This is a genomic window from Rhodococcus sp. 21391, from assembly GCF_016772255.1.
GTDB lineage: Bacteria > Actinomycetota > Actinomycetes > Mycobacteriales > Mycobacteriaceae > Rhodococcus_F > Rhodococcus_F opacus.
This window is the reverse complement of sequence record NZ_CP063781.1, coordinates 5,903,783-5,924,097: the sequence shown is the minus strand read 5'-3', so window position 1 is coordinate 5,924,097 and position 20,315 is coordinate 5,903,783. Positions and strand designations below refer to the sequence as shown.

General features: G+C 68.9%; 18 protein-coding genes. 11 read left to right on the top strand and 7 right to left on the bottom strand.

The genetic code is table 11. The features are described from left to right. Nucleotides 1-49 precede the first annotated feature (49 nt). The 4 genes from GO592_RS27300 (at nt 50) to GO592_RS27285 (ending at nt 2,993) form a co-directional block, all read left to right on the top strand. Entirely contained in the window at nt 50-1,234 is a 1,185-nt protein-coding gene (locus tag GO592_RS27300; RefSeq protein WP_007295554.1) for a hypothetical protein, read from the top strand. Next, nucleotides 1,231-1,992: an ESX secretion-associated protein EspG gene (locus GO592_RS27295; RefSeq protein WP_007295553.1), complete on the top strand. Its 762-nt coding sequence runs from the start codon at nt 1,231-1,233 to the stop codon at nt 1,990-1,992. Before GO592_RS27300 ends, GO592_RS27295 begins: the two co-directional genes overlap by 4 nt. A 63-nt stretch (nt 1,993-2,055) precedes the next feature. Beyond that, the gene (locus GO592_RS27290; RefSeq protein ID WP_007295552.1) at nt 2,056-2,469 is read left to right on the top strand and encodes a hypothetical protein; all 414 of its coding nucleotides are present in this window, start codon (nt 2,056-2,058) and stop codon (nt 2,467-2,469) included. Further along, a complete protein-coding gene (locus tag GO592_RS27285; RefSeq protein WP_007295551.1) occupies nt 2,466-2,993 on the top strand; it encodes a DUF3558 domain-containing protein in 528 nt (175 codons plus the stop codon). The genes GO592_RS27290 and GO592_RS27285 overlap by 4 nt, the downstream gene beginning before the upstream one ends. Before the next feature lie 6 nt (nt 2,994-2,999). On the opposite strand, the gene GO592_RS27280 is transcribed toward GO592_RS27285, so the two are convergent. From GO592_RS27280 to GO592_RS27270, 3 genes are read right to left on the bottom strand one after another with little or no spacing between them, the layout of a single operon-like run. Beyond that, nucleotides 3,000-3,893, bottom strand: a complete 894-nt coding sequence (locus tag GO592_RS27280) for a metal ABC transporter permease (protein ID WP_005265172.1) — start codon at nt 3,891-3,893, stop codon at nt 3,000-3,002. Beyond that, a complete protein-coding gene (locus GO592_RS27275) occupies nt 3,890-4,768 on the bottom strand; it encodes a metal ABC transporter ATP-binding protein (protein WP_007295550.1) in 879 nt (292 codons plus the stop codon). Before GO592_RS27275 ends, GO592_RS27280 begins: the two co-directional genes overlap by 4 nt. Nucleotides 4,769-4,781: 13 nt before the next feature. Continuing rightward, nucleotides 4,782-5,738, bottom strand: a complete 957-nt coding sequence (locus GO592_RS27270) for a metal ABC transporter solute-binding protein, Zn/Mn family (RefSeq protein ID WP_005566092.1) — start codon at nt 5,736-5,738, stop codon at nt 4,782-4,784. Between the two features lie 138 nt (nt 5,739-5,876). Here GO592_RS27270 and GO592_RS27265 point away from each other — a divergent pair, with 138 nt between their 5' ends. After that, nucleotides 5,877-6,965 carry a LacI family DNA-binding transcriptional regulator gene (locus tag GO592_RS27265; protein ID WP_005265175.1) on the top strand — a complete coding sequence of 363 codons (1,089 nt, stop codon included), beginning with the start codon at nt 5,877-5,879 and terminating at the stop codon, nt 6,963-6,965. A 19-nt stretch (nt 6,966-6,984) separates the two neighbouring features. Here the strand turns inward: GO592_RS27265 and otsB are convergent, their stop codons facing one another. Beyond that, nucleotides 6,985-9,525 (bottom strand): trehalose-phosphatase, encoded by a 2,541-nt coding sequence (gene otsB, locus GO592_RS27260; protein WP_005566091.1) that lies wholly within the window; start codon nt 9,523-9,525, stop codon nt 6,985-6,987. Between the two features lie 68 nt (nt 9,526-9,593). Continuing rightward, on the bottom strand, nt 9,594-10,232 hold the full coding sequence (kstR, locus tag GO592_RS27255) for a cholesterol catabolism transcriptional regulator KstR (protein WP_005566090.1): 639 nt from the start codon (nt 10,230-10,232) through the stop codon (nt 9,594-9,596). Nucleotides 10,233-10,326: 94 nt separating this feature from the next. Here kstR and GO592_RS27250 point away from each other — a divergent pair, with 94 nt between their 5' ends. The 6 genes from GO592_RS27250 to GO592_RS27225 all read left to right on the top strand — a co-directional run bounded on the left by GO592_RS27250 (nt 10,327) and on the right by GO592_RS27225 (nt 17,361). Continuing rightward, a complete protein-coding gene (locus tag GO592_RS27250; protein WP_007295549.1) occupies nt 10,327-12,492 on the top strand; it encodes an acyl-CoA dehydrogenase in 2,166 nt (721 codons plus the stop codon). Between the two features lie 82 nt (nt 12,493-12,574). Then, nucleotides 12,575-13,615, top strand: coding sequence for an acyl-CoA dehydrogenase family protein (locus GO592_RS27245; protein ID WP_007295548.1), 1,041 nt, complete (start codon nt 12,575-12,577; stop codon nt 13,613-13,615). Continuing rightward, nucleotides 13,600-14,751, top strand: coding sequence for an acyl-CoA dehydrogenase family protein (locus GO592_RS27240; RefSeq protein ID WP_007295547.1), 1,152 nt, complete (start codon nt 13,600-13,602; stop codon nt 14,749-14,751). The genes GO592_RS27245 and GO592_RS27240 overlap by 16 nt, the downstream gene beginning before the upstream one ends. Nucleotides 14,752-14,765: 14 nt before the next feature. Then, entirely contained in the window at nt 14,766-15,776 is a 1,011-nt protein-coding gene (locus GO592_RS27235) for a bifunctional MaoC family dehydratase N-terminal/OB-fold nucleic acid binding domain-containing protein (RefSeq protein WP_007295546.1), read from the top strand. Then, nucleotides 15,773-16,195: a MaoC family dehydratase gene (locus GO592_RS27230; RefSeq protein WP_007295545.1), complete on the top strand. Its 423-nt coding sequence runs from the start codon at nt 15,773-15,775 to the stop codon at nt 16,193-16,195. Before GO592_RS27235 ends, GO592_RS27230 begins: the two co-directional genes overlap by 4 nt. After that, nucleotides 16,192-17,361, top strand: a complete 1,170-nt coding sequence (locus GO592_RS27225; RefSeq protein WP_007295544.1) for a lipid-transfer protein — start codon at nt 16,192-16,194, stop codon at nt 17,359-17,361. The genes GO592_RS27230 and GO592_RS27225 overlap by 4 nt, the downstream gene beginning before the upstream one ends. Here the strand turns inward: GO592_RS27225 and GO592_RS27220 are convergent. Together GO592_RS27220 and GO592_RS27215 are read right to left on the bottom strand one after the other, a co-directional pair. Then, entirely contained in the window at nt 17,333-18,442 is a 1,110-nt protein-coding gene (locus GO592_RS27220) for a flavin-containing monooxygenase (protein ID WP_007295543.1), read from the bottom strand. The genes GO592_RS27225 and GO592_RS27220 overlap by 29 nt on opposite strands. Before the next feature lie 109 nt (nt 18,443-18,551). Continuing rightward, on the bottom strand, nt 18,552-20,192 hold the full coding sequence (locus GO592_RS27215; protein ID WP_007295542.1) for a helix-turn-helix transcriptional regulator: 1,641 nt from the start codon (nt 20,190-20,192) through the stop codon (nt 18,552-18,554). Nucleotides 20,193-20,315: the final 123 nt, after the last annotated feature.

Sequence of the window (20,315 nt, the reverse complement as noted above, 5' to 3'; positions counted from 1 at the left end):
GCGGGCGGAACCGGTGAGGGTCCTGCTGCGTCAGAACAATTGACCGTGCGTGGTGGACTGCACCATCGGAGGGGGAAACGCGACCGACCCGGCATACATCAAGGATCCCGAGAACTTTCACTCGGACCAGTGGGATCACGCGAGGATTGCCAGCGCCGTCGACGGCATGAATGTCGAGCACGTGAGCGGCATCGCACGAGCCTGGACCGAACTGGGGACGACGGCCCACGATGCGATCGTCGAGTTCAGCGACGCGATCAAGAAGGCGATCAACGAGAGTTGGCACGGTGCTGCCGCATCGGCGGCCTACGGAGAGACCGAGCGGTACTCGACCTCCGCGCCGCAGGCGCAGGAACAACTTCACGGAGTGGCGGACGCGCTGACGCCGCTGGCGGAGACGGTCGCGTCGCTTCGGTCGCAGGTTCCCGAAACCATCGGCACCGGACTGTGGGACAAGTTGACGCCCTGGGACACGGACACCGAGGACGAGTACTACCGGCGCGACGGCGAAGCGCGCGAGAAGATGGCCACGATCTACAACCCCGGACTCGCGACCTCGGACGGCAACGTCCCGTCGTTCACGAAGCCGGAGAGCATCGTCGACGTTCCTTCAGGTCCGGGCGGGCCCGGTGTCGACTACGCGAGCGGCACCCCGAGTTCGAGCGATCGCTTCGGCGGACCGATCACCGGGCAGCCGAATACCGGCGACGCTCCCGTCAGCGACCCGTCCGCCGAGCCTGGTGTGGACGGCGCACCTGCTGCGGACGGCACGCAGCAGAATGCAGCAACCGCGCCGTCGGCTGCCACTACACCGGCGACGACGGCCCCGGCCTCGGTGACGGGGGATCAGGCACAAGGGCGGTCGGGCATGCCTTCCAGCGCCGATACATCCTCGGGTGCCGGCCTGCGATCCGCAGGTGTGGGTGGGGGTTCCGGTGGCGGCGGACTGGGAGTCGGCGGACTCGGCGGTGGTGTCGGCGCCGGGAATCAGCCGGGGGCCGTGGCCCGGCCCGGCACCGCACCCGGGGTCGCGGGGGTCAACGCCGGAGGTCGCGCGGGTGCCGGAATGCGGGGTACCGGCCCGATTGGTGGGGGAATGATGGGCGGAGGAGCCGGCAGGGGCGGCGGCGAGGACAAGGAACACAAGACGCCCGACTACCTGATCACCCTCGACAACGGTAACGAGTTGATCGGCAAACTGCCCCTCGTCTCACCGCCGGTGATCGGCGCATGAACATGCGCAATCGGCGGCTGCGTCCCGAACTGTTCGACGCACTGTGGGCCGGCACCGGGCAGGATCGCACCCCGTACCCGCTCCGGATCGTGAGCGCGCACCCCGGGCTCAATGCATATGTCGCCGAGCAGAACCGGCTACGCGAGGCCTTCGCTGGAGCCGAGCACGACGATGTGAGGTCGGCGTTGGGCGTGCTCGCCGAACCCGAGGTGTATGTCGAGGTCTCAGGTGCAACCGCCGACGAGACCCCGATCCGCATCATCGGTGCGCAACACCGGCAGTGGGTGGTGATCGCTTCGCAACTCCCCGGCCGGGCACCGCAGATCGGTGGCGACGTGGTGATCGGCGCCGGTGCGGCCGGGCGACTGGGCGCCCAACTGATCGGGCTGATCCCGCAGAACGCCGCCGGCCGGCGCCGGTTCCAGCGGCGGGACGCGGAGGACGCCCACTTCTCCCAGGGAATCCTGCAGGAGGTCAACCGGGTGGCCCCCGCCCCGCGACTCGAATCTGCCGTGCAGAAGGGCTACGCGGGCCGCGGGAAGATCCGGGTCTGCCGCGGCCCCCGCTACGGCAGCGGCAGGGACGTCGGCGTCATGCAATGGATCGACATCGCCGGCGACGGACGCTACGTGATCGGACCGCACGATCCCGCCGCCGCGCACCCGGCAGGCCCCGAACAGCTCGTATCGTCGCTCGACACCCTGATCACGGTCGGTACGACTCCCCGAGCAGGTTCGGTCGGTGCCCGCGGTTGGTAGATTGCCACGCGCCGGCGATTGCACAGGTGGGGACACAGCAGGACACACGGAGGGGACACCGACATGGCGGGGCCAGAAGCACCGGAAGCCGGATGGAAGGCTTTCACCGAGAACGTCGTCGGGGGAGGCAGGCTCGAACTCGACCCCGCCGGCATAGAGCAGTGCATCAAGCTGTGCCAGGAGCATGCGGAGTTGATGGGCGACTTGGCTGACAACGCCCGTCAGAAACTTCGCGCAGCTGATCTGGGAATTGGAGAGCAGGACATCGACTCGGCGAAGCAACTGGCACGAAAATTCGACGAGAAGGCCATCGGAGGCGGCGACATCGAGTTCTCGAACACGGCGGTGGGCCTATTCGGTGCGCACCAAACGTATGCGAAGGACATGAAGTCGATGTTCGAGGCTGTCCTTGCGCGCTACAACGAGCAGGATGCGGTCATCGCATCGAGTCTGGGTTCGGTCGGAGGGGACTTGTGAAGAGTCGGTCCGGCGGAATCGCCTTCGTAATCGGCCTCGTGAGTATTGGCGCGGTTGCAGGCTGTTCAACTCCAGTAGATGGCGCAGCTGCGCAAGAACCGGCGAAGGCGATTGCGTTCCACCCATGTGACGGTCTCACCCAGGAGGCACTCCAAGCGGCGCAGATCGACGTGCGCCCAGGATCGCGGCTTTCGGACGAGGAGGCGAATCGTTCATGCTCATTCCGATCACGCAATCCTGACTACGGCGTTGTCATTTCAGCGCTTGCTGAAACCGCCAGCAGCCTCGAGTCGAGCGACCGCTTCGACGTCCTGAGCGAGACCGAGATCGGCGGGCGGCGTGCTCTGGTGTCGGATTTCCGCGGCGGCAGTGCGTGCACGGTGTCTGTGGCGATCGAGCCGGGGATTCTCGAGTTCATGATCGGGTACAGCGAGTTGGAGGATTTCACAACAGTCGACGCGGCGTGCGATCAGGCGACGAGGGTGGCGACGACGTTGGCGCCTTATTTCCCCGACCACTTGTAGGGCGGCTCAGTGCGTGTGTGCGTGGGTGGGGGTGATGCGTCCGGCGTTCTTGCGTCGTGAGGATCCGCTGAGCCGGCACACGAGGTAGATGACGAACGAGATCGTGGTGACGAAGCTCGATACGGGCACTCCGGGTGCGAGGGACAGCAGGATGCCGCCGACGGCGGCGAGTTCGGCGAACACGATCGACAGGATCGTGGCCTTCAGTGGGCTGGCGGTGACGTAGGCGGCGGCCGCGGCGGGGGTGATGAGCAGCGCCATCACCAGCAGCGCCCCGACGATCTGGACGCCGAGGGCGGCTGTGATGCCGACGAGGACGGCGAACACGATCGACAGCGCACGCACCGGGACGCCGCGGGCCTCGGCGACGTCGGGGTCGGTGCTCGCGAAGAGGAGGGGGCGGTAGATCAGGCCGAGGACCCCGATGACCAGCACGGCGCAGAGCAGCAGCAGCTGGAGGCCGCTGTCTCCGGGTGCCACGATCTGGCCGATCAGCAGGGAGAAGCTGGTGCCGGTGCGCCCTTGGTACGACCAGATGAACAGCACCGACAGACCGAGCCCGAACGCCATGATCACGCCGATCACGGAGTCGCGGTCGCGGGCCTTCGCGCCGAGCAGCCCGAACAGGACCGCTGCGACCACCGACCCGGCGATGGCGCCGGCCCCGACGCTGACGCCGATGAGCAGGGCCGCCGACGCGCCGGTCAGCGACAGCTCGCTCGTGCCGTGCACGGCGAACGACATCTGCCTGCTCACGATCAGCGGTCCGATCGCTCCTGCCAGCAGGCCGAGGATGGCGCCGGCGATCAACGCTTGCTGGACGAAGTCGTACTGCAGGAGGTCGACGGTGGCCGAGACGTCGAACATGCGTGACATCGCGTCGGTGAATTTGTTGCTCATGCGTGCCCCTCGTCCGTGTGGTGCACACCCTCTCCGGGGCGGAGGCCGCCCGCGCTGCCGAGCGCGTCGATGGCGTCGCCGGTGCCGATCACGACGAGGCGGCCGCGTACGCGCAGCACCTCGACGTCGGTGCGGTACAGCTCGGACAGCACCTCCGACGTCATGACCTCTTCGGGTCTGCCGATGCGGAACTGTCCGTCGACGAGGTAGAGCACGCGGTCGACGAGGGGGAGAATCGGGTTGATCTCGTGGGTGACGAACAGCACCGCGGTGTCGTGGGTGCGGCGCCGCCGGTCGATGAGTCCCGACACGAGATTCTGGTTGGCCAGGTCGAGGCTGAGCAGCGGCTCGTCGCACAGCAGGATCTGGGGGTTGCCGACGAGGGCCTGCGCGATACGCAGTCGTTGCTGCTCACCGCCGGACATGGAACCGATCGGGGCGTCCGCGTAGTTCTGGGCGCCGACTTCGGCGACGGCCGCGTCGACGATGGCCCGGCGCCGGCCTCGCCGGAGGATGCCGGTTCCCCACTGGTGGCCGTCGACGCCGAGCCCGACGAGGTCGCGGCCCCGCAGCGGCAGCCCGTCGTCGAGCGACTTCTGCTGGGGGATGTACCCGACGTGCGAATTGCCCTTCCGCGCCGGGGATCCGGCGATGCGCGCGGTGCCGGAGCTGAGGGCGAGCTGGCCGAGCAGCACCTTCAGCAGCGACGTCTTGCCCGACCCGTTGGGTCCGAGGACGGCGACGAATTCGCCGGGTTCCACGGTGAGGTCGAGGTTCTGCCAGAGTGTGCGTTCGCCGAAGGACAGTCGCGCCCCTGTCAATTCCAGTGCGGGGACGTGACCGTTGCCGGCGTTCTTCGAAGTGGGTTCTGTCACAAGCCGATCAGTTCTATTGCAGAGCCGCAGCAAGCGACTCGGCGGTGTTGGTCTGCCACTGAATGTAGTCCAGGCCTTCGGGCAGGGTTTCGGTCACCTCGACGACGGGGATGCCCGCCGACTCGGCCGTGGCCCGCACGTCCTGGGTGACCCGGTCCTGCGTCTGCACGTTGTAGACGAGGGCCTGCACCTGCTTGTCGGTGAGCAGCTGTCGCGTCGCGGCGATGGCGGCGGGTGCGGGGTCGTTGCCGTTCTCGATGGCGCTCGTGAAGTCGGGCGGGGTGACGTCCTTCAGGCCCGCGGACTGCAGCAGGTAGTAGGCGATCGGTTCGGTCTGGGCGACGGGTGCGTCTTTGTGCGCTGCCGCGATGCCGTCGGTGATCGCGGAGATCTGCTCGAGCTGGCCGTGGAAGGTGGCGGCGTTGGCCTGGTAGGCGTCGGCGTTGTCGGGGTCGAGTTGGCCGAGCTTGTCCGCGATGGACTGCGCGGTGGCGTCGACGGTGTCGACGTCGAACCACACGTGTTCGTTCACGTCGCCGTGGTCGTGGCCCTCGGGCGAGTCACCGCCGTCCGAGTGCTCGTCCTCGCCCGCGTGCGCGCCGCCCTCGAGGAGGTCGAACGCGTTGACCGTGAGCTGGTCGCTGTTGCCGGTGCCGATGATGTCGTCGACGAAGTGGTCGTACCCGCCGCCGTTGTACACGATAAGGGAGGCGTCGGTGAGCTCGGCGGCGTCGGTGGGGCTCGCCTCGAACGAGTGCGGGTCGGACGACGGTTCGGTGATGATCGAGGTGACGTCCACCTTGTCGCCGGCGACGGCCTGCGCGACGCTGCCCCACACGTTCGTCGACGCGACGACCGTCAGTGTGCCGTCGCCGGTCGTGTCGGAGCCGCATGCGGTGAGGGTGAGGGCCGCGGCGAACGACAGCCCGACGGCCGCCGTGGCGGCACGAAAACCTGAGGAAGCGCGCACAGAAAACTCCTGACCGAAGACGAACGCTAAACGCTATTGGAAACCGTTACCGTTGCACTTTAGCGGATAGGTCCTGGTAGTGCACTTTCGGTGCAGCCCCGACGCGCCCGAACGCGGGCCAGGTACTAACGTCCCCCTATGCCCAGGTCTCGACAGCCTCGTCGCCAAGCCACGCTGGCGTCGCTCGCGGCCGAGCTCAATATTTCGCGAACGACGGTGTCCAACGCTTACAACCGGCCGGATCAACTCTCCGCGGAACTGCGCGACCGGGTGCTGCAGGCGGCGAAGCGCCGCGGCTACCCCGGCCCCGACCCGGTGGCCCGATCCCTGCGCACCCGCAAGGCCGGTGCCGTCGGACTGCTGCTCACCGAGGCCCTCAGCTACTCCTTCCGCGACCCCGCCGCGATGAGCTTTCTGTCCGGACTGGCCGAGTCGTGCGAGGCCGCCGGGCAGGGTCTGCTCCTGATTCCGGCGGGCCCGGGTCGGGAGGAGGCGGACGCCGCCGCGGTCGTGCAGCAGGCGGGCGTCGACGGGTTCGTCGTGTACTCGGTGGCGGACGACGACCCGTACCTCGCGGCGGTGTGCGAGCGTCACCTGCCGATGGTCGTGTGCGATCAGCCCCGGGAGATCCCGGGTGCGTCGCTCGTCGGCATCGACGACCGCGGCGCGATGCGGGGCCTCGCCGACTATCTGATCGGGCTCGGCCACCGCGACATCGGCGTGCTGAGCATGAGGCTGGGGCGTGACCGCTCGGACGGGGTCGCCGATGCCGAGCGTTTGCGGTCACCGAACTTCCACGTCCAGCGCGAACGCATCGAGGGAGTGCGCGACGCCATGTCCGACGCCGGCCTGGACCCTCGGACGCTGACCGTCGTCGAGCGGTTCGAGCACACCGGCAAGTCGGGGCACGCCGCTGCCGCGCAGGCACTCGGTGTGAATCCGCGGATCACCGCACTCGTGTGCACCACCGACGTCCTCGCGCTCGGCGCGCTGGACTGGGCGCGCTGGCAGGGCATCGACGTGCCCGGCAGGCTGTCGATCACCGGATTCGACGGAGTCGACGACGCACTGCGCGAGGGGCTGACCACCGTCCGGCAACCCCAGGAGGAGAAGGGTCGCCGGGCAGGCGCCCTGCTCATGTCCCCGTCGCACTCCGGCGTCGCGACCGTCGAGATGCTCGAGACCGAACTGCTGCGGGGTTCGACGGCCGGGCCCGTCAAGCGCTGACCCGGCCCTCCCATACGCGCTAGGCCAGGAGCTGAGCGCAGCGCAGCAGTCCCAGGTGGCTGTACGCCTGGGGGTGGTTGCCCAGCGACCGCTCGGCCACGGGGTCGTACTCCTCGCTGAGCAGTCCGGTCGGCCCGGCGGCGTCGACCAGTTGCGCGAACAACGCCTCCGCCTGCGACCGCTGACCGATCAGCAGGTACGCCTCGACCAGCCACGCAGCGCAGAGGTGGAACCCACCCTCGGTGCCGGGCAGTCCGTCGTCGTGGTGGTACCGGTACACGGTCGAACCGCTGCGCAATTCCGCCTCGGTGGCCGTGACGGTGGCGGCGAACTTCTCGTCGGACGGGTCGATCAGCCCCGACAGCCCGATGTACAGGGTGGCGGCGTCGAGGTCGGTGCCGTCGTAGGCGGCGGTGAACGAGCGGACCTCGTCCTTCCAGCCCTTCTCGCGCACCTCCTCGGCGATCTTGTCGCGCAACGGCGTCCAGCCGGGCTCGACGTCGCGGCCGAAGTGCTCGGCCAACGCCACCGCGCGGTCGACGGTGACCCAGCCCATCACCTTGGAGTACACGTGGTGACGCGGGTTGTCGCGGATCTCCCAGATGCCGTGATCGGGTTCGAACCAGCGACGTTCGACGGCCTCGACCATCGCGCAGACCAGTTCCCAGTCGCGGTCGTTGAGCGCCACCTCGACGCCCTGCTTCTCGCGGGCGTGGGACAGGTCGTGGATGAGCTCGACGATGGGTCCGAACACGTCGAGTTGCACCTGCTGGTTGGCCGCGTTACCGATGCGCACCGGCCGCGAGCCCGCATAGCCGGGCAGCGAGTCGATGACGGCCTCGGGCGGCAGACCGCCACCGTGCAGCGTATAGAGGGGGTGCAGGCGTTCGGGGCCGGGCAGCGTCTCGAGGACGTCGTGCACCCAGTCGAGGTAGCCCTCGGCCTCGCTGAGGGAACCGAGACTGACGAGCGCGGACGCGGTGAGCGCCGCGTCACGCAGCCAGCAGTAGCGGTAGTCCCAGTTGCGGACGCCGCCGATCTCCTCGGGCAACGAGGTGGTGGCGGCCGCCATGATCGCTCCGGAGTCGACGTGCACCAGGCCGCGGAGGGTGAGCGCGGAGCGCTTCATCAGGTCAGGTTTGAGCGTGGGCAGGGTGAGGCTCTTCGCCCAGTCCGACCAGTACGATTCGGCCAGTGCGCGGCGCTCCTCCTCGGGCGTCTCCGACGGTCCGAGTTCTTCGGTGCCGCACCGCAATTCCAGGACGACATCGCCGCCGGACGGGTCGACGACAGCATGCGCGGTCTGCTGGTTGCCGTCGGACGTGACGTTCCACTGCACGCCGGGGGAGCGCAGCACGATCGGCTCGTTGGTGCCGTGCACCCGCAGTCCCTCGGAGACCGCCTCGAGGATGACCTGGCCCTGCCCGAACTCGGGCCGCGGTGCGAACGTCACGACGGCGGCGGCCTGCCCGCTGATCACCCGGGTCAGGTCGGTGCGGCCCTGGCGGACGTCGTGCGGCAGGTAGTCGGTGACGGACAGGCTGGCCCACCGTGTCTGCACGGTCATGGTGCTGTCGATGTACCGCTGGCTCAGCGGCAGCGCACTCCGGTGCGGGCCGACGCTGAAGTGGCCGGCTTCCGGTCCGCCGAGCAGATGCGCGAACACGGACGCCGAGTCGGGTTCGGGATGACACAGCCAGGTGAGGGTCGCGTCGGGGGTGACGAGGGCGACGGTCCGCGGGCTGGCGAGCATGGTGAGGCGCTCGATCGGCGGGGCGTGTGCCCCGGACAGCCAGGTGCGGCGCTCGTCGAGCAGGAACGCGAGGGCCGTGGCCACGTCCTCGGTGGTCGACACCCGGAATTCGGCGAGGCTTTCGCCGGGGCCCACCTTCACGCCGAGGTCGGGGCCCTGTAGGCGGGCGAACGCCTTCTCGTCGGTGACGTCGTCGCCGACGAAGACGGCTGCCGTCGCACCGTCCTGGTGGCGGATCAGGTCGAGTGCATGGCCCTTGTCGGTGGCGACGACGGCCAGTTCGATGACGGACTTGCCCTCGGTGACCTGCACACCCACCCGCTGTCCGGCGTCGGCGCGCACCGCGGCCAGGGCCAGGGCGCCTTCCTCCGCATCGGCGTTGCGGACGTGGAGGGCGACGCTCGCGGGCTTCGCTTCCACCGACGTGCCGGCGTGCAGCGTGGCGATCCGGGTGAGTTCCTCGGTGATCTCACCGAGAAGTTTCTTGGCGTCGGCGTCGATCGCATGGATGAACCCGATGTCGAATTCCGAGCCGTGGCTGCCGACCAGTTGAACCTCGGCGGGCAGCCGTGACAGCGCCGCGAGGTCCTTGAGTGCTCGGCCCGAGATCACGGCCGCCGTCGTTCCGGCGAGGCTGGCCAGGGCGCGGAGAGCGCGCACCGATTCGGCGTGGGGGAACGCCTTCTCGGGGTCGGAGACGATGGGGGCCATCGTGCCGTCGTAATCGGAAGCGACGAGCAGGCGAGGGGTCCGCGCAACCCGCGAGAGGGCACGACGAAGTTCGATGGGCAGATCATGGGCGCTCACATGTTCAAATCTAGGGGATGTGACGGCTGTGAGCGCGTTGTCGGTCGGGGCTGTGCCCCGATCGCGTCCTATTCGGGTCTGCGGCTTCCGTCACCGAGCAGCAGTTCGACGGTGAGTTCGAGGCGATTCGCGACATCGGTCGCGGACGAGCGGCGGGTGAGCCAGGCCACCAGGTTCGACAGCCACACGTCGGAGATGACGCGGGCGACGGCCAACTGGTCTTCGGTGGGCTCGGTGTCCGTCATCGCGCGGGCGAACAGACGGTCCATCAGCTTACCCACCTGATCGACCTCGGCGGCGGCGGACGCGTCGGCGAACATGAAGGCGCGCGTCATGGCCTCGGTCAGCAGTGGATCGCGCTGCATGGCCCGGGTGATCTGGCTGAGGATCAGCTGCATCCGCTCGAGCGGGTTCCGGCCCGGCGGGTTCTTTCCCCGCGAGTCGATTCGCTCGAACTCGCGGGCGAGCGCCGACACCAGCAGGTGCACCTTGGACGGGAAGTAGCGGTACAGCGTCCCCACGGCGACGTCGGCGCGTTCGGCGACGGCCCGCATCTGCACGGCTTCGTATCCGCCCTTGGAGGCCAGGGCCAGGGTCGCGTCGAGGATCCGCTTGCGCCGTTCCTTCTGCGCGTTGGAACTGAGATCGTCCTCGCCCAGCGTCGCCGCAGCGACCGTCGTGGACCGTGATCGAGAGCTGGTCGTCATTACCTGTTTTCCTTCGCGCCTTGACTCATGGCCAGGTGTCATATTAGAACACGTTCTAGACGAATGTGTCATTCAGGAGAGGCGGATACCCGTTGTGACAATCGCCACCACCAAGGAACAGAGGGCTGCAGCGGGTTCGATCCAGGCTTGGGCGCGGTCCACGGACCCGCTGGTCACAGTACGGCAAGGACCAGCAGATTCGTGGCGGACGTCGTGGCAGTCCTTCGCCTCGCTCGGAATTTTCTCGGTCGCCGTGCCCGACGCGGTCGGTGGGTCGGGAGCGGAGATCGTCGATCTCGCCGCGATGCTCGAACAGGCCGCGACCGAACTCGTCCCGGGTCCTGTTCTCTCGACCGCTCTCGCCACGCTCGTCGTCGGCCGCAGCTCCGGCGCCGCCGCGAAACGGTGGTCCGAGGACCTGGCCGACGGCGCGATGCCGTGCGCGGTGGCCCTCGGCAGCAACTCCCCGGTGAACGCGACGCTCGGGGCCGACGGCGGGCTGACGCTCACCGGCGATGCGAGCTTCGCGATCGGCGGTGACACGGGGGTGTCCGTGCTGCTGCCTGCCGACGCGGGCGACGGCGTCGTGTGGTGTCTGGTCGACGGTGAATCCGACGGCCTGGACATCACGGTCGCCGACACGATCGACAAGAGCCGCCCGCTCGCGCGGGTGCGGTGCGATCGTGTGGCGGTCGCGGCCGACCGGGTGCTCGCGGGGGTGCCGGACGGGCTCGTGCCCGACCTCGCCGCGACCCTCGCCGCGGCGGAGGCGTCCGGGATCGCGGCCTGGTGTCTGCGAACGGCGGTGGAGTACGCCAAGATCCGCGAGCAGTTCGGCAAACCGATCGGATCGTTCCAGGCGATCAAGCATCTGTGCGCGGAGATGCTGTGCCGCGTCGAACAGTCCGGTGCGGCGGCGTGGGATGCGGCCGTGGCGGCGGAGGACGCGTGGGACGCGGACGGCGGCGAGCTGCCGATCGCGGCCGCGGTCGCGGCGTCGGTCACGCTCGACGCCGCCGTCGAGACCGCCAAGGACTGCATCCAGGTGCTCGGCGGGATCGGCTTCACCTGGGAACATGACGCGCACTTCTACCTGCGCCGGGCGACGTCGCTGCGGCAGCTGCTCGGCGGCTCCGCCCGCTGGCGGGCGCGGGTCACGGAACTGACGCGGGCCGGTGCTCGCAGGCACCTGTCGATCGACCTGACCGGGCTCGACGACGAGCGGGCGCAGATCCGCGCCGAGATCGCCGAGCTGGTGGCGCGCCCGGAGTCGGAGCGACGCGCGGCCCTCGCGGAATCGGGCTACCTGGCCCCGCACTGGCCCGCGCCCTACGGGCGGGGTGCACGGGCCGCGGAGCAGATCCTGATCGAGGAGGAACTGGCGGCCACCGGGGTCGGCAGACCCGACCTCGTGATCGGCTGGTGGGCCGTTCCGACGATCCTCGAGCACGGCAGCGCCGAGCAGATCGGGCGTTTCGCGACCCCCACGCTGCGCGGCGAGATCATCTGGTGCCAGCTGTTCAGCGAACCCGGCGCCGGCTCCGACCTCGCGGCGCTCCGGACGTCCGCGGAGAAGGTGGACGGCGGGTGGCGGCTGAACGGTCAGAAGGTGTGGACGTCGAGGGCGCAGGAAGCGGACTGGGCGATCTGCCTGGCCCGCACCGACGGGGACGCGCCCAAGCACAAGGGCATCAGCTACTTCCTCGTCGACATGACGAGCCCCGGCATCACCATCTCGCCGCTGCGCGAGATCACCGGCGACGCCCTGTTCAACGAGGTGTATCTCGAGGACGTGTTCGTGCCGGACGAGCTGGTGGTCGGGAATCTCGGCGACGGCTGGAAACTGGCCCGCACCACGCTGGCGAACGAGCGGGTGGCGATGGGTGGAGGCTCCTCGCTCGGTGCGGCGATGGAGAAACTGCTCGCGCTCGCGGGGGACGGCGACCCGGTGACCGACGACCAGCTCGGGCATCTCATCGGCAATGCGCTCGTCGGCTCGCAGCTCGAACTGCGCACCACCCTCCGGCAGCTGGACGGTCAGGATCCCGGATCCGAATCGAGTGTCCGCAAGCTGGTCGGTGTCCGCCAGCGGCAGGCGGTCGCGGAATTGGCGATGGAACTCGGTGGCGCGGACGGCTGGGTGGAGGGTCCGTTGGCGCGAGAGTTCCTCAACACGCGGTGCCTGTCCATCGCGGGCGGAACGACGCAGATCCTCCTGACGGTCGCGGCCGAACGGATTCTCGGGCTGCCGCGGGGCTGAGCCGCGTCGCGATGGTCTTTCGCGGGGTCCGGGATGGTGATACAACTAGAACACGTTCTAAATTGAAAGTGGGATTGTCAGCGTGGACTTCACTCGAGACGAAACCCAGGAGGCCGTGGCCCAGGTCGCGGCCGGACTGCTGGCCCGCGACCTCGACGGCGACGCCCTCTGGGCCGCTTTCGCCGACGCCGACCTGCTGACCCTCGCACTGCCGGAACGTCTCGGCGGCGAAGGGCTCTCGGTCACCGACGTCGGTGCGCTGCTCACCGAGGTCGGGCGGAAGGCGGCGCAGGTCCCGGCCCTCGCAACGCTCGGATTCGGTGTGCTGCCCATCGTCACGCTGGGCGACGACGCGCAACAGGACGCACTGCTCACCGGTCTCGCCGACGGCCGCACGTTCACCGCGGCGCTCGCCGAACCCGGGGCGCAGTTTCCGGCACGGCCTTCGGTGACCGCGGTCGCGGACGGTGACGGCTACTCCGTCACCGGGCGTGTGCTCGCGGTTCCGTTCGCCGAGCGGGCGCACCGGATCCTCGTGCCCACGGACACCGGGGTGGTGCTGGTGGACCCGGGCGCGGACGGCGTCACGCTCACGCCGACACCCTCGGCGTCGGGGAGCGCCGAATTCGCGATCGCATTCGACGGCGCGCGGGGCGAACTGCTCGCGGCCGGCAACGACGCGGTGCAGACGCTGTACCGCATCGCCCTGGCGTCGATCGGGGCGGTCGCGGACGGACTGCTCTCGGGCGCAACGGTTCTGGCAGGCGAGCACCTCGCGACGCGCCACCAGTTCGGTAAGCCGCTCGCCACGTTCCAGGCCGTGTCGCAGCAGATCGCCGACGTCTACGTCACGTCCCGCACCCTCCACGTGTCGGCGCTCGCGGCGTCGTGGCGCGTGTCCGAAGGCCTGGACGCCCAGGACGATCTGGACGTGATGGCGTACTGGATCGCCGCCGAAGTGCCTGCCGCCATGCAGGTTCTGCACCACTTGCACGGCGGGATCGGCGTCGACGTCACGTATCCGCTGCACCGCTACTACTCGACCGCCAAAGACCTGGCCCGCCTCGTGGGCGGCGCCTCGTACCGACTCGACCTCGTGGGGGCCCGGTGTTCATCGATCTGACCGACGAGCAGCGTGAGCTGCAAGCGGAACTGAGGCGCTACTTCTCCGGGCTGATCTCGCCGGCCGAGGCCGAGGTGATGCGCACGGAGCGCCACGGCAGCACCTACCGCGAGGTCATCCGCCGGATGGGCAAGGACGGCTGGCTCGGTGTGGGCTGGCCGGTGGAGTTCGGGGGCCGCGGCTTCGGCGAGATCGAGCAGCAGATCTTCGTCAACGAGGCGACCCGCGCCGACGTGCCGCTGCCCGCGGTCACGTTGCAGACGGTGGGTCCGACGCTGCAGAAGTACGGGACCGAGGAGCAGAAGCGCAAATTCCTTCCCGCGATCCTGGCCGGTGAGGTGCACTTCGCGATCGGGTACACCGAACCGGACGCGGGCACCGACCTCGCGGCGCTGCGGACCACGGCGGTGCGCGTGGGTGACGAGTACGTCGTCAACGGGCAGAAGATTTTCACCACCGGCGGTCACGACGCCGACTACCTGTGGCTCGCCGTCCGCACGGGCTCGGCGGATTCGCGTCACCGCGGCATCTCCATCCTGATCATGGACACCAAGGACCCGGGCTACAGCTGGACGCCGATCATCACGTGCGACGGTGCGCATCACGTCAACGCCACCTACTACTCCGACGTCCGGGTTCCCGCGGACATGCTGGTCGGTGAGGAGAATCAGGGCTGGCGACTGATCACCACCCAGCTCAACCACGAACGCGTCATGCTCGGACCGGCAGGCCGGGTGGGAGGTCTCTACGACCGCATCCGCAACTGGGCGGTCGCGCACGAACTGCTCGACGAGCCGGACGTACGTCGCGCGCTCGGCGAGATCCACGCGACGTTCCGCCTCAACGAACTACTCAACTGGCAGGTGGCGTCGAGTGAGGCGGACGCCGTCGACATCGCCGACGCGTCCGCGACGAAAGTGTTCGCCACCGAACGTATTCAGCGCATCGGCCGGCTCGTCGAGGAGATCGTCGGACGCTACGGCGACCCGTCCGAGCCGGAGACCGCCGACCTCATGAGGTGGCTCGACATGCAGGTGAAGCGCAACCTCGTCATCACGTTCGGTGGCGGTGTCAACGAGGTGATGCGCGAGCTGATCGCGACAGCCGGTCTGAAACTTCCCCGAGTCCCTCGATAGGAGCGCCGCGCGAAATGAGTTCCGAACAGATTCTCGCTGCCGCAGAAGAGGTCCGGTCGGCGGGCCCGAGCGCTCCCCGCCCCGGGCGGGACCCGATCAACCTGCCGATGATCCGCAACTGGGTGGAGGCGATCGGCGACAGGAATCCGATCTACGTCGACGAGGCGGCGGCGCGGGCAGCCGGACACGACGCCATCGTGGCCCCGCCCGCGATGGCGCAGGTGTGGACGATGCAGGGGCTGAACGCGGTTCGGCAACCCGACGACCCGCTCGGGCGCATGACGACGATCCTCGACGAGGCCGGGTTCACGTCCGTCGTCGCCACCAACTGCGATCAGATCTACCACCGCTACCTCAAGGTCGGCGAGGAGGTCACCATCACCACGACCCTCGAGGATCTCGTGGGTCCGAAGAAGACGGGCCTCGGTGAGGGGTGGTTCTTCACCACCCGCAGCCTGTGGCGGGTCGCGAACGGCGACGGCACCGGCGAGGTCGTGGCCGAGATGCTGTTCCGCATCCTGAAGTTCGCCCCGAAACCCGCTGAACCGGTGGCACCTTCGGCGAACGGTCGGGGCGCGTCCTTCGACGATCTGGACCCCGCCAAGTTGATGCGGCCCAGCGCCTCGCAGGACACCCAGTTCTTCTGGGACGGGGTTGCCGCGCACGAGTTGCGGATCCAGCAGCGGGAGGACGGATCGCTGCAGCACCCGCCGGTGCCCGCGCTGTGGAAGGACAAGGCGGAGACGACGGACTACGTCGTCGCGTCGGGCCGCGGGACGGTGTTCAGTTACGTGGTCCACCACGCGCCGAAGGTCCCGGGACGCTCGCTGCCGTTCGTGGTGGCGCTGGTCGAACTGGAGGAAGGCGTCCGCATGCTCGGTGAGCTGCGCGGTGTCGACCCCGCCGAGGTGACGGTCGGGATGCCGGTGGAGGCGATCTACCTCGACTTCCCGGGTGACGAAGAGACGGGCGGCACGCCGTGGACCCTGTACGCGTGGCAGCGCGGAGCGAAGGAGCAGTCATGACGTCCACACTCGATGTCGCGGTGGGAACGACGCTTCCGGAATTGACGGTGACCGGCGACCCGACGTTCGTCGTTTCGGCCGCGCTGGCGACACGCGATTTCCAGGACGTCCACCACGACCGCGACCTGGCGCAGCAACGCGGGTCGAAGGACATCTTCGTCAACATCCTCACCGACACGGGTCTGGTGCAGCGGTTCGTCACCGACTGGGCGGGACCGAACGCGGTGATCAAGTCGATCGCGTTGCGTCTCGGGGTTCCGTGGTACGCGTACGACACCCTCACCCTGAGCGGCACGGTGGCGTCGGTGGACGACGGCGTCGTCATGCTGGACGTCGTCGGGAAGAACGGTCTCGGCGACCACATCACGTCGAAGGTGACCCTCGTCCTGGACGGACGCACGAACGGAGCGGGTGCATGAGTGGGTTGTCGGGCAAGGCTGTCATCGCCGGGATCGGCGCCACCGACTTCTCGAAGAACTCGGGCCGGAGCGAATTGCGGCTGGCGGCAGAGGCAGTTACTGCGGCGCTGGACGACGCCGGGCTGACCCCCGCGGACGTCGACGGCCTGACGTCCTTCACGATGGACACCAACACCGAAGCGGCCGTGGCCCGTTCGGTCGGCATTCCGGACCTGAAGTTCTTCAGCCGCATCCACTACGGCGGGGGCGCGGCGTGCGCGACCGTGCAGCAGGCGGCGATGGCCGTGGCCACCGGTGTCACCGACGTGGTGGTGGCGTACCGGGCGTTCAACGAGCGGTCGGGGATGCGGTTCGGGCAGGTGAACTCCGGTCTGGTGCAGCAGGTGAACTCGTCGGGTACCGACAACGCGTTCTCCTACCCGCACGGCCTGTCGACGCCGGCGGCGTTCGTCGCGATGGTCGCCCAGCGATACATGCACGAATACGGCGCTACGAGCGAGGATTTCGGACGGGTCGCGGTCACCGACCGCAAGCACGCCGCCACCAATCCGAACGCCTTCTTCTACGGCAAGCCGATCACCCTCGAGGACCACCAGAACTCCCGGTTCATCGCCGAGCCTCTGCACCTGCTCGACTGCTGCCAGGAGTCCGACGGCGGCATCGCGATCGTCGTCACGTCGCCGGAGCGGGCGAAGGACCTGAAGCAGAAACCGGCCGTGATCGCCGCGGCAGCTCAGGGGAGCGGCAGCGACCAGTACATCATGACCAGCTACTACCGCCCGGAGCTCGCGGGTCTGCCCGAGATGGAGTTGGTCGGGAGGCAGCTGTGGGATCAGGCCGGGCTCGGACCGCAGGACATGGATCTGGCCATCCTCTACGACCACTTCACACCATACGTATTGATGCAGCTCGAAGAACTCGGCTTCTGCGGCCGCGGTGAGGCCAAGGACTTCATCGCCGACGGTGCCATCGACCTCGACGGCAGTCTGCCGCTCAACACCCACGGAGGCCAGCTCGGCGAGGCCTACATCCACGGGATGAACGGCATCGCCGAGGGTGTGCGTCAGATCCGTGGCACGTCCGTGAACCAGGTCTCAGGCGTGCAGAACGTCCTCGTCACCGCCGGGACCGGTGTGCCTACGTCAGGGTTGGTGCTGACCGCCTGAGTCCGGCCCGAGTCTGTCTGCGCGCAATGTGTTTCGCGACATACCCGGCGTCCCTGCCCACTCCGCCGGTGAGCATCGAGGCGAACGCCTGCAGGAACGGCAGCCCCACGAAATACAGTCCGGGATGGTCCGGTGAGACTCCGCGGGACTGCTCGGGCCAGCCGTCGGATCCGGTGACGGGGATCTGGATCCACGACGTGTCCTTGCGGAACCCGGTGCACCAGATGACGTTGCGGACGTCGAGTGCGGTGCCGTCGTCGAGGACCGGTCTGCCGTCGTGGACGCCGGTGACCTTCGCGGGGAAGTGCTCCACACGGGCGGCGGCCAGGTCGGCTCGCTTGACCCGCAGGAGTGGTCCGCCCCCCGAGCGGACGTGGGTGCGCATCTTCCGGCCGACGGGTGTGCGTTCCGTCAGAACGTGATTGGCCATGAACCACATGATCGGGATCGCGATGTGGGCGAGGCGTCCCTCGAGGTCGAACGGGACCTCCCCGCGGACCGGCCCGCAGATCGTGGTGCGATGCGAACGGGAGACTTCCAGCGCGATGTCCGCGCCGGAGTGGCTGCACCCGACCACCAGCACCGGCCCGTCCTGCAGTTGGGACGGATTGCGGTAGTCGCTCGAATGCAGTTGCCGGATCCGGGGGTCGAGACGCTCGGCGAGATCCGGGAGGACCGGGGACTGCCAGGTTCCGGAGGCGACGACGACGTTGTCGGCCTCGAATCGGTCCGTCCCGGCGGTGACGACGTAGCGGTCGCCGACACGGGACAGGCCGTCGACGGTGGTGCCGGTCCGGATCGGCAGCGCGAATCGCGCCGCGTAGGCCTCGAAGTAGTCGGCGACCTCGTCCTTACCGGGCCAGGACCAACCCCGGGCGGGAATTCCCCAGCCGGGCAGACCGTCGTACCGGGCGGGACTGTAGAGCCGGAGCGAGTCGAACCGCTCCCGCCACACGTCCCCGACGCGGTCGTGAGCGTCGAGGATCACGAACCGCTGCCCGCATCTTGTGAGGTGGTAACCGGTCGCGAGGCCGGCCTGTCCGGCGCCGATCACGATCGTGTCGAAGCGTTCTGTGGACATCGTCTGTCTTCTTCCCTCGGGTGATCGGTGGTCATGCTCAACGCTATGACCGGGCCGATTACGACGCGTCGGGAGAATCGCGCAGATATGTACGACCGTATGGGTACTTTCATGCAGACGGCCCGACGAGGCGATGCTCGTAGGCATATGCCGTGGCCGCGGAGCGCGACGAGATCCCCAGCTTGACGAAGATGTTGCTCAGGTGCCGCGCGACCGTCTTCTCACTGAGGAACAGTTCCGTCGCCACCGCCCGGTTGCTCTTGCCCGCCGCCACGAGGCGGAGCACGCACACCTCACGCGGGGTCAGGGGAGTGGCGGCCGTCGGGTCGGGGCGGAACTCTGCCCGCAGTCGTTCGAGGTCCGGGAGGGCACCCAGTTGCCGGTAGGTGGCGGACGCGAGGTCGTGCTCCATCTGCGCGGTGTCGTCGTCACCCAGGTCGCGGCACACCAGCGCGACCGACTCCCGGACCCGCGCGCACTCGTAGGGCGCGCCGATGTCCTGCCAACGCCGCCACGCGTCGCGCAGAACGGTCAGTGCGTCGCTGCCCCGTCCTTCGGCGTGCAGCATCGATCCCGACGCCTGCGCGGACAGTGCGCACAGGTAGGGGATCGCGAACCGTGTTGCGATCGAGTCGAGTTCGTCGGCGGCGGTGCGAGCGGCCGAGACGTCGCCGGCGGCGAGCAGGATGTCCACGCAGGCGGGCAGCAGCCGGGCGCGTTCCACGGCGCCGGTGGACTCGTCCACCGCACAGCGGATCGAGGCGACCGCGCTGCCGACCCGCCCCTGCGCCATCCGCAGCAGCGCGAGCCCGGGCTGCGGTCGCCTGCCCCAGCGGTTCGCCTCCAGGAACAACTTCTCGGCCTGGGCGACCTCGCCGCGCAGGCGGTGGAGGTCGGCCATCACGTAGGCGGCGGACCCGGCCGCGGCGTGCGAGGCGAGCCGCTCGTGTGCCCGCCGTGCCGAGTCCATCGCCGTGGGCCAATCGCCCTGCAGTTGCAGGATCTCGGCGCGGTGGACGAGGCACTGACCGCGGTAGGGGACGAGGTCGGGTTGCGAAGAGCACCACTCCTCCAGCGCCACAGTCCATTCCCTGGACCGGCGGAGATCGCAGATGTTCTGGCACTGCTCGATCACGGCGCAGTACACGATCCCCGCCACCACCGGGGACACCTCGTCGGACGTCACCCCGACCATCGCCTCGTCGAACGCGGACACCGCGTCGGCAACGTCCCCCAGCAGGACGAGCGAATGGCCGGTGCCCAGCACCCCGAGCGTCGTCAGATCCGGGTCGGCGAACCGGGTGCCCGCCTCCGTGATCGCACGGAAGATGTCGTGGGCGGCCTTGCCGTCGCCGGCGTCGATCCGTTGCAGTCCCTGCGGCACCAGCAGGTAGCCCCGCTCGGCGCAATCGACGCCCGCGGTGTCCAGCAGTCGCTGGGCCTTGCCCAGCCAGCCGCCGCCGCGCGCCTGCTCGCCCCGCATGATCAGGACGAACGAGAGCCAGAACGCGCACCGCGCGGAGCGCACCGGTCGACCCACGCGGGCCCACTCGTGCACCGCCCGTTCCCACCATTCGGTGCTGGCGTCGTCCTCACCGAGCAGGTAGGCGGCGGTGGCGACCAGTTCGAGGTCGTCACCGGACAGCGGGGTCTGCCGGTCGGCGCCCGACAGTCGTGCGTAGGTGTCGCGCCAGTGCCGTCGTTCGAAGGCCGCACGGCCCGTCCGGAGTTCCGACGTCGCGTCGGACATCACTGTCTCCTGCCGAAGATCTGCGCGCTGACCTGCTCGGATTTTCAGACTACCGCCGCACCGGGCCCGCCGGGAACGTCGAATATTCCCTGCAACCTGTCGGTGCCTCGAGTCACACTGGGG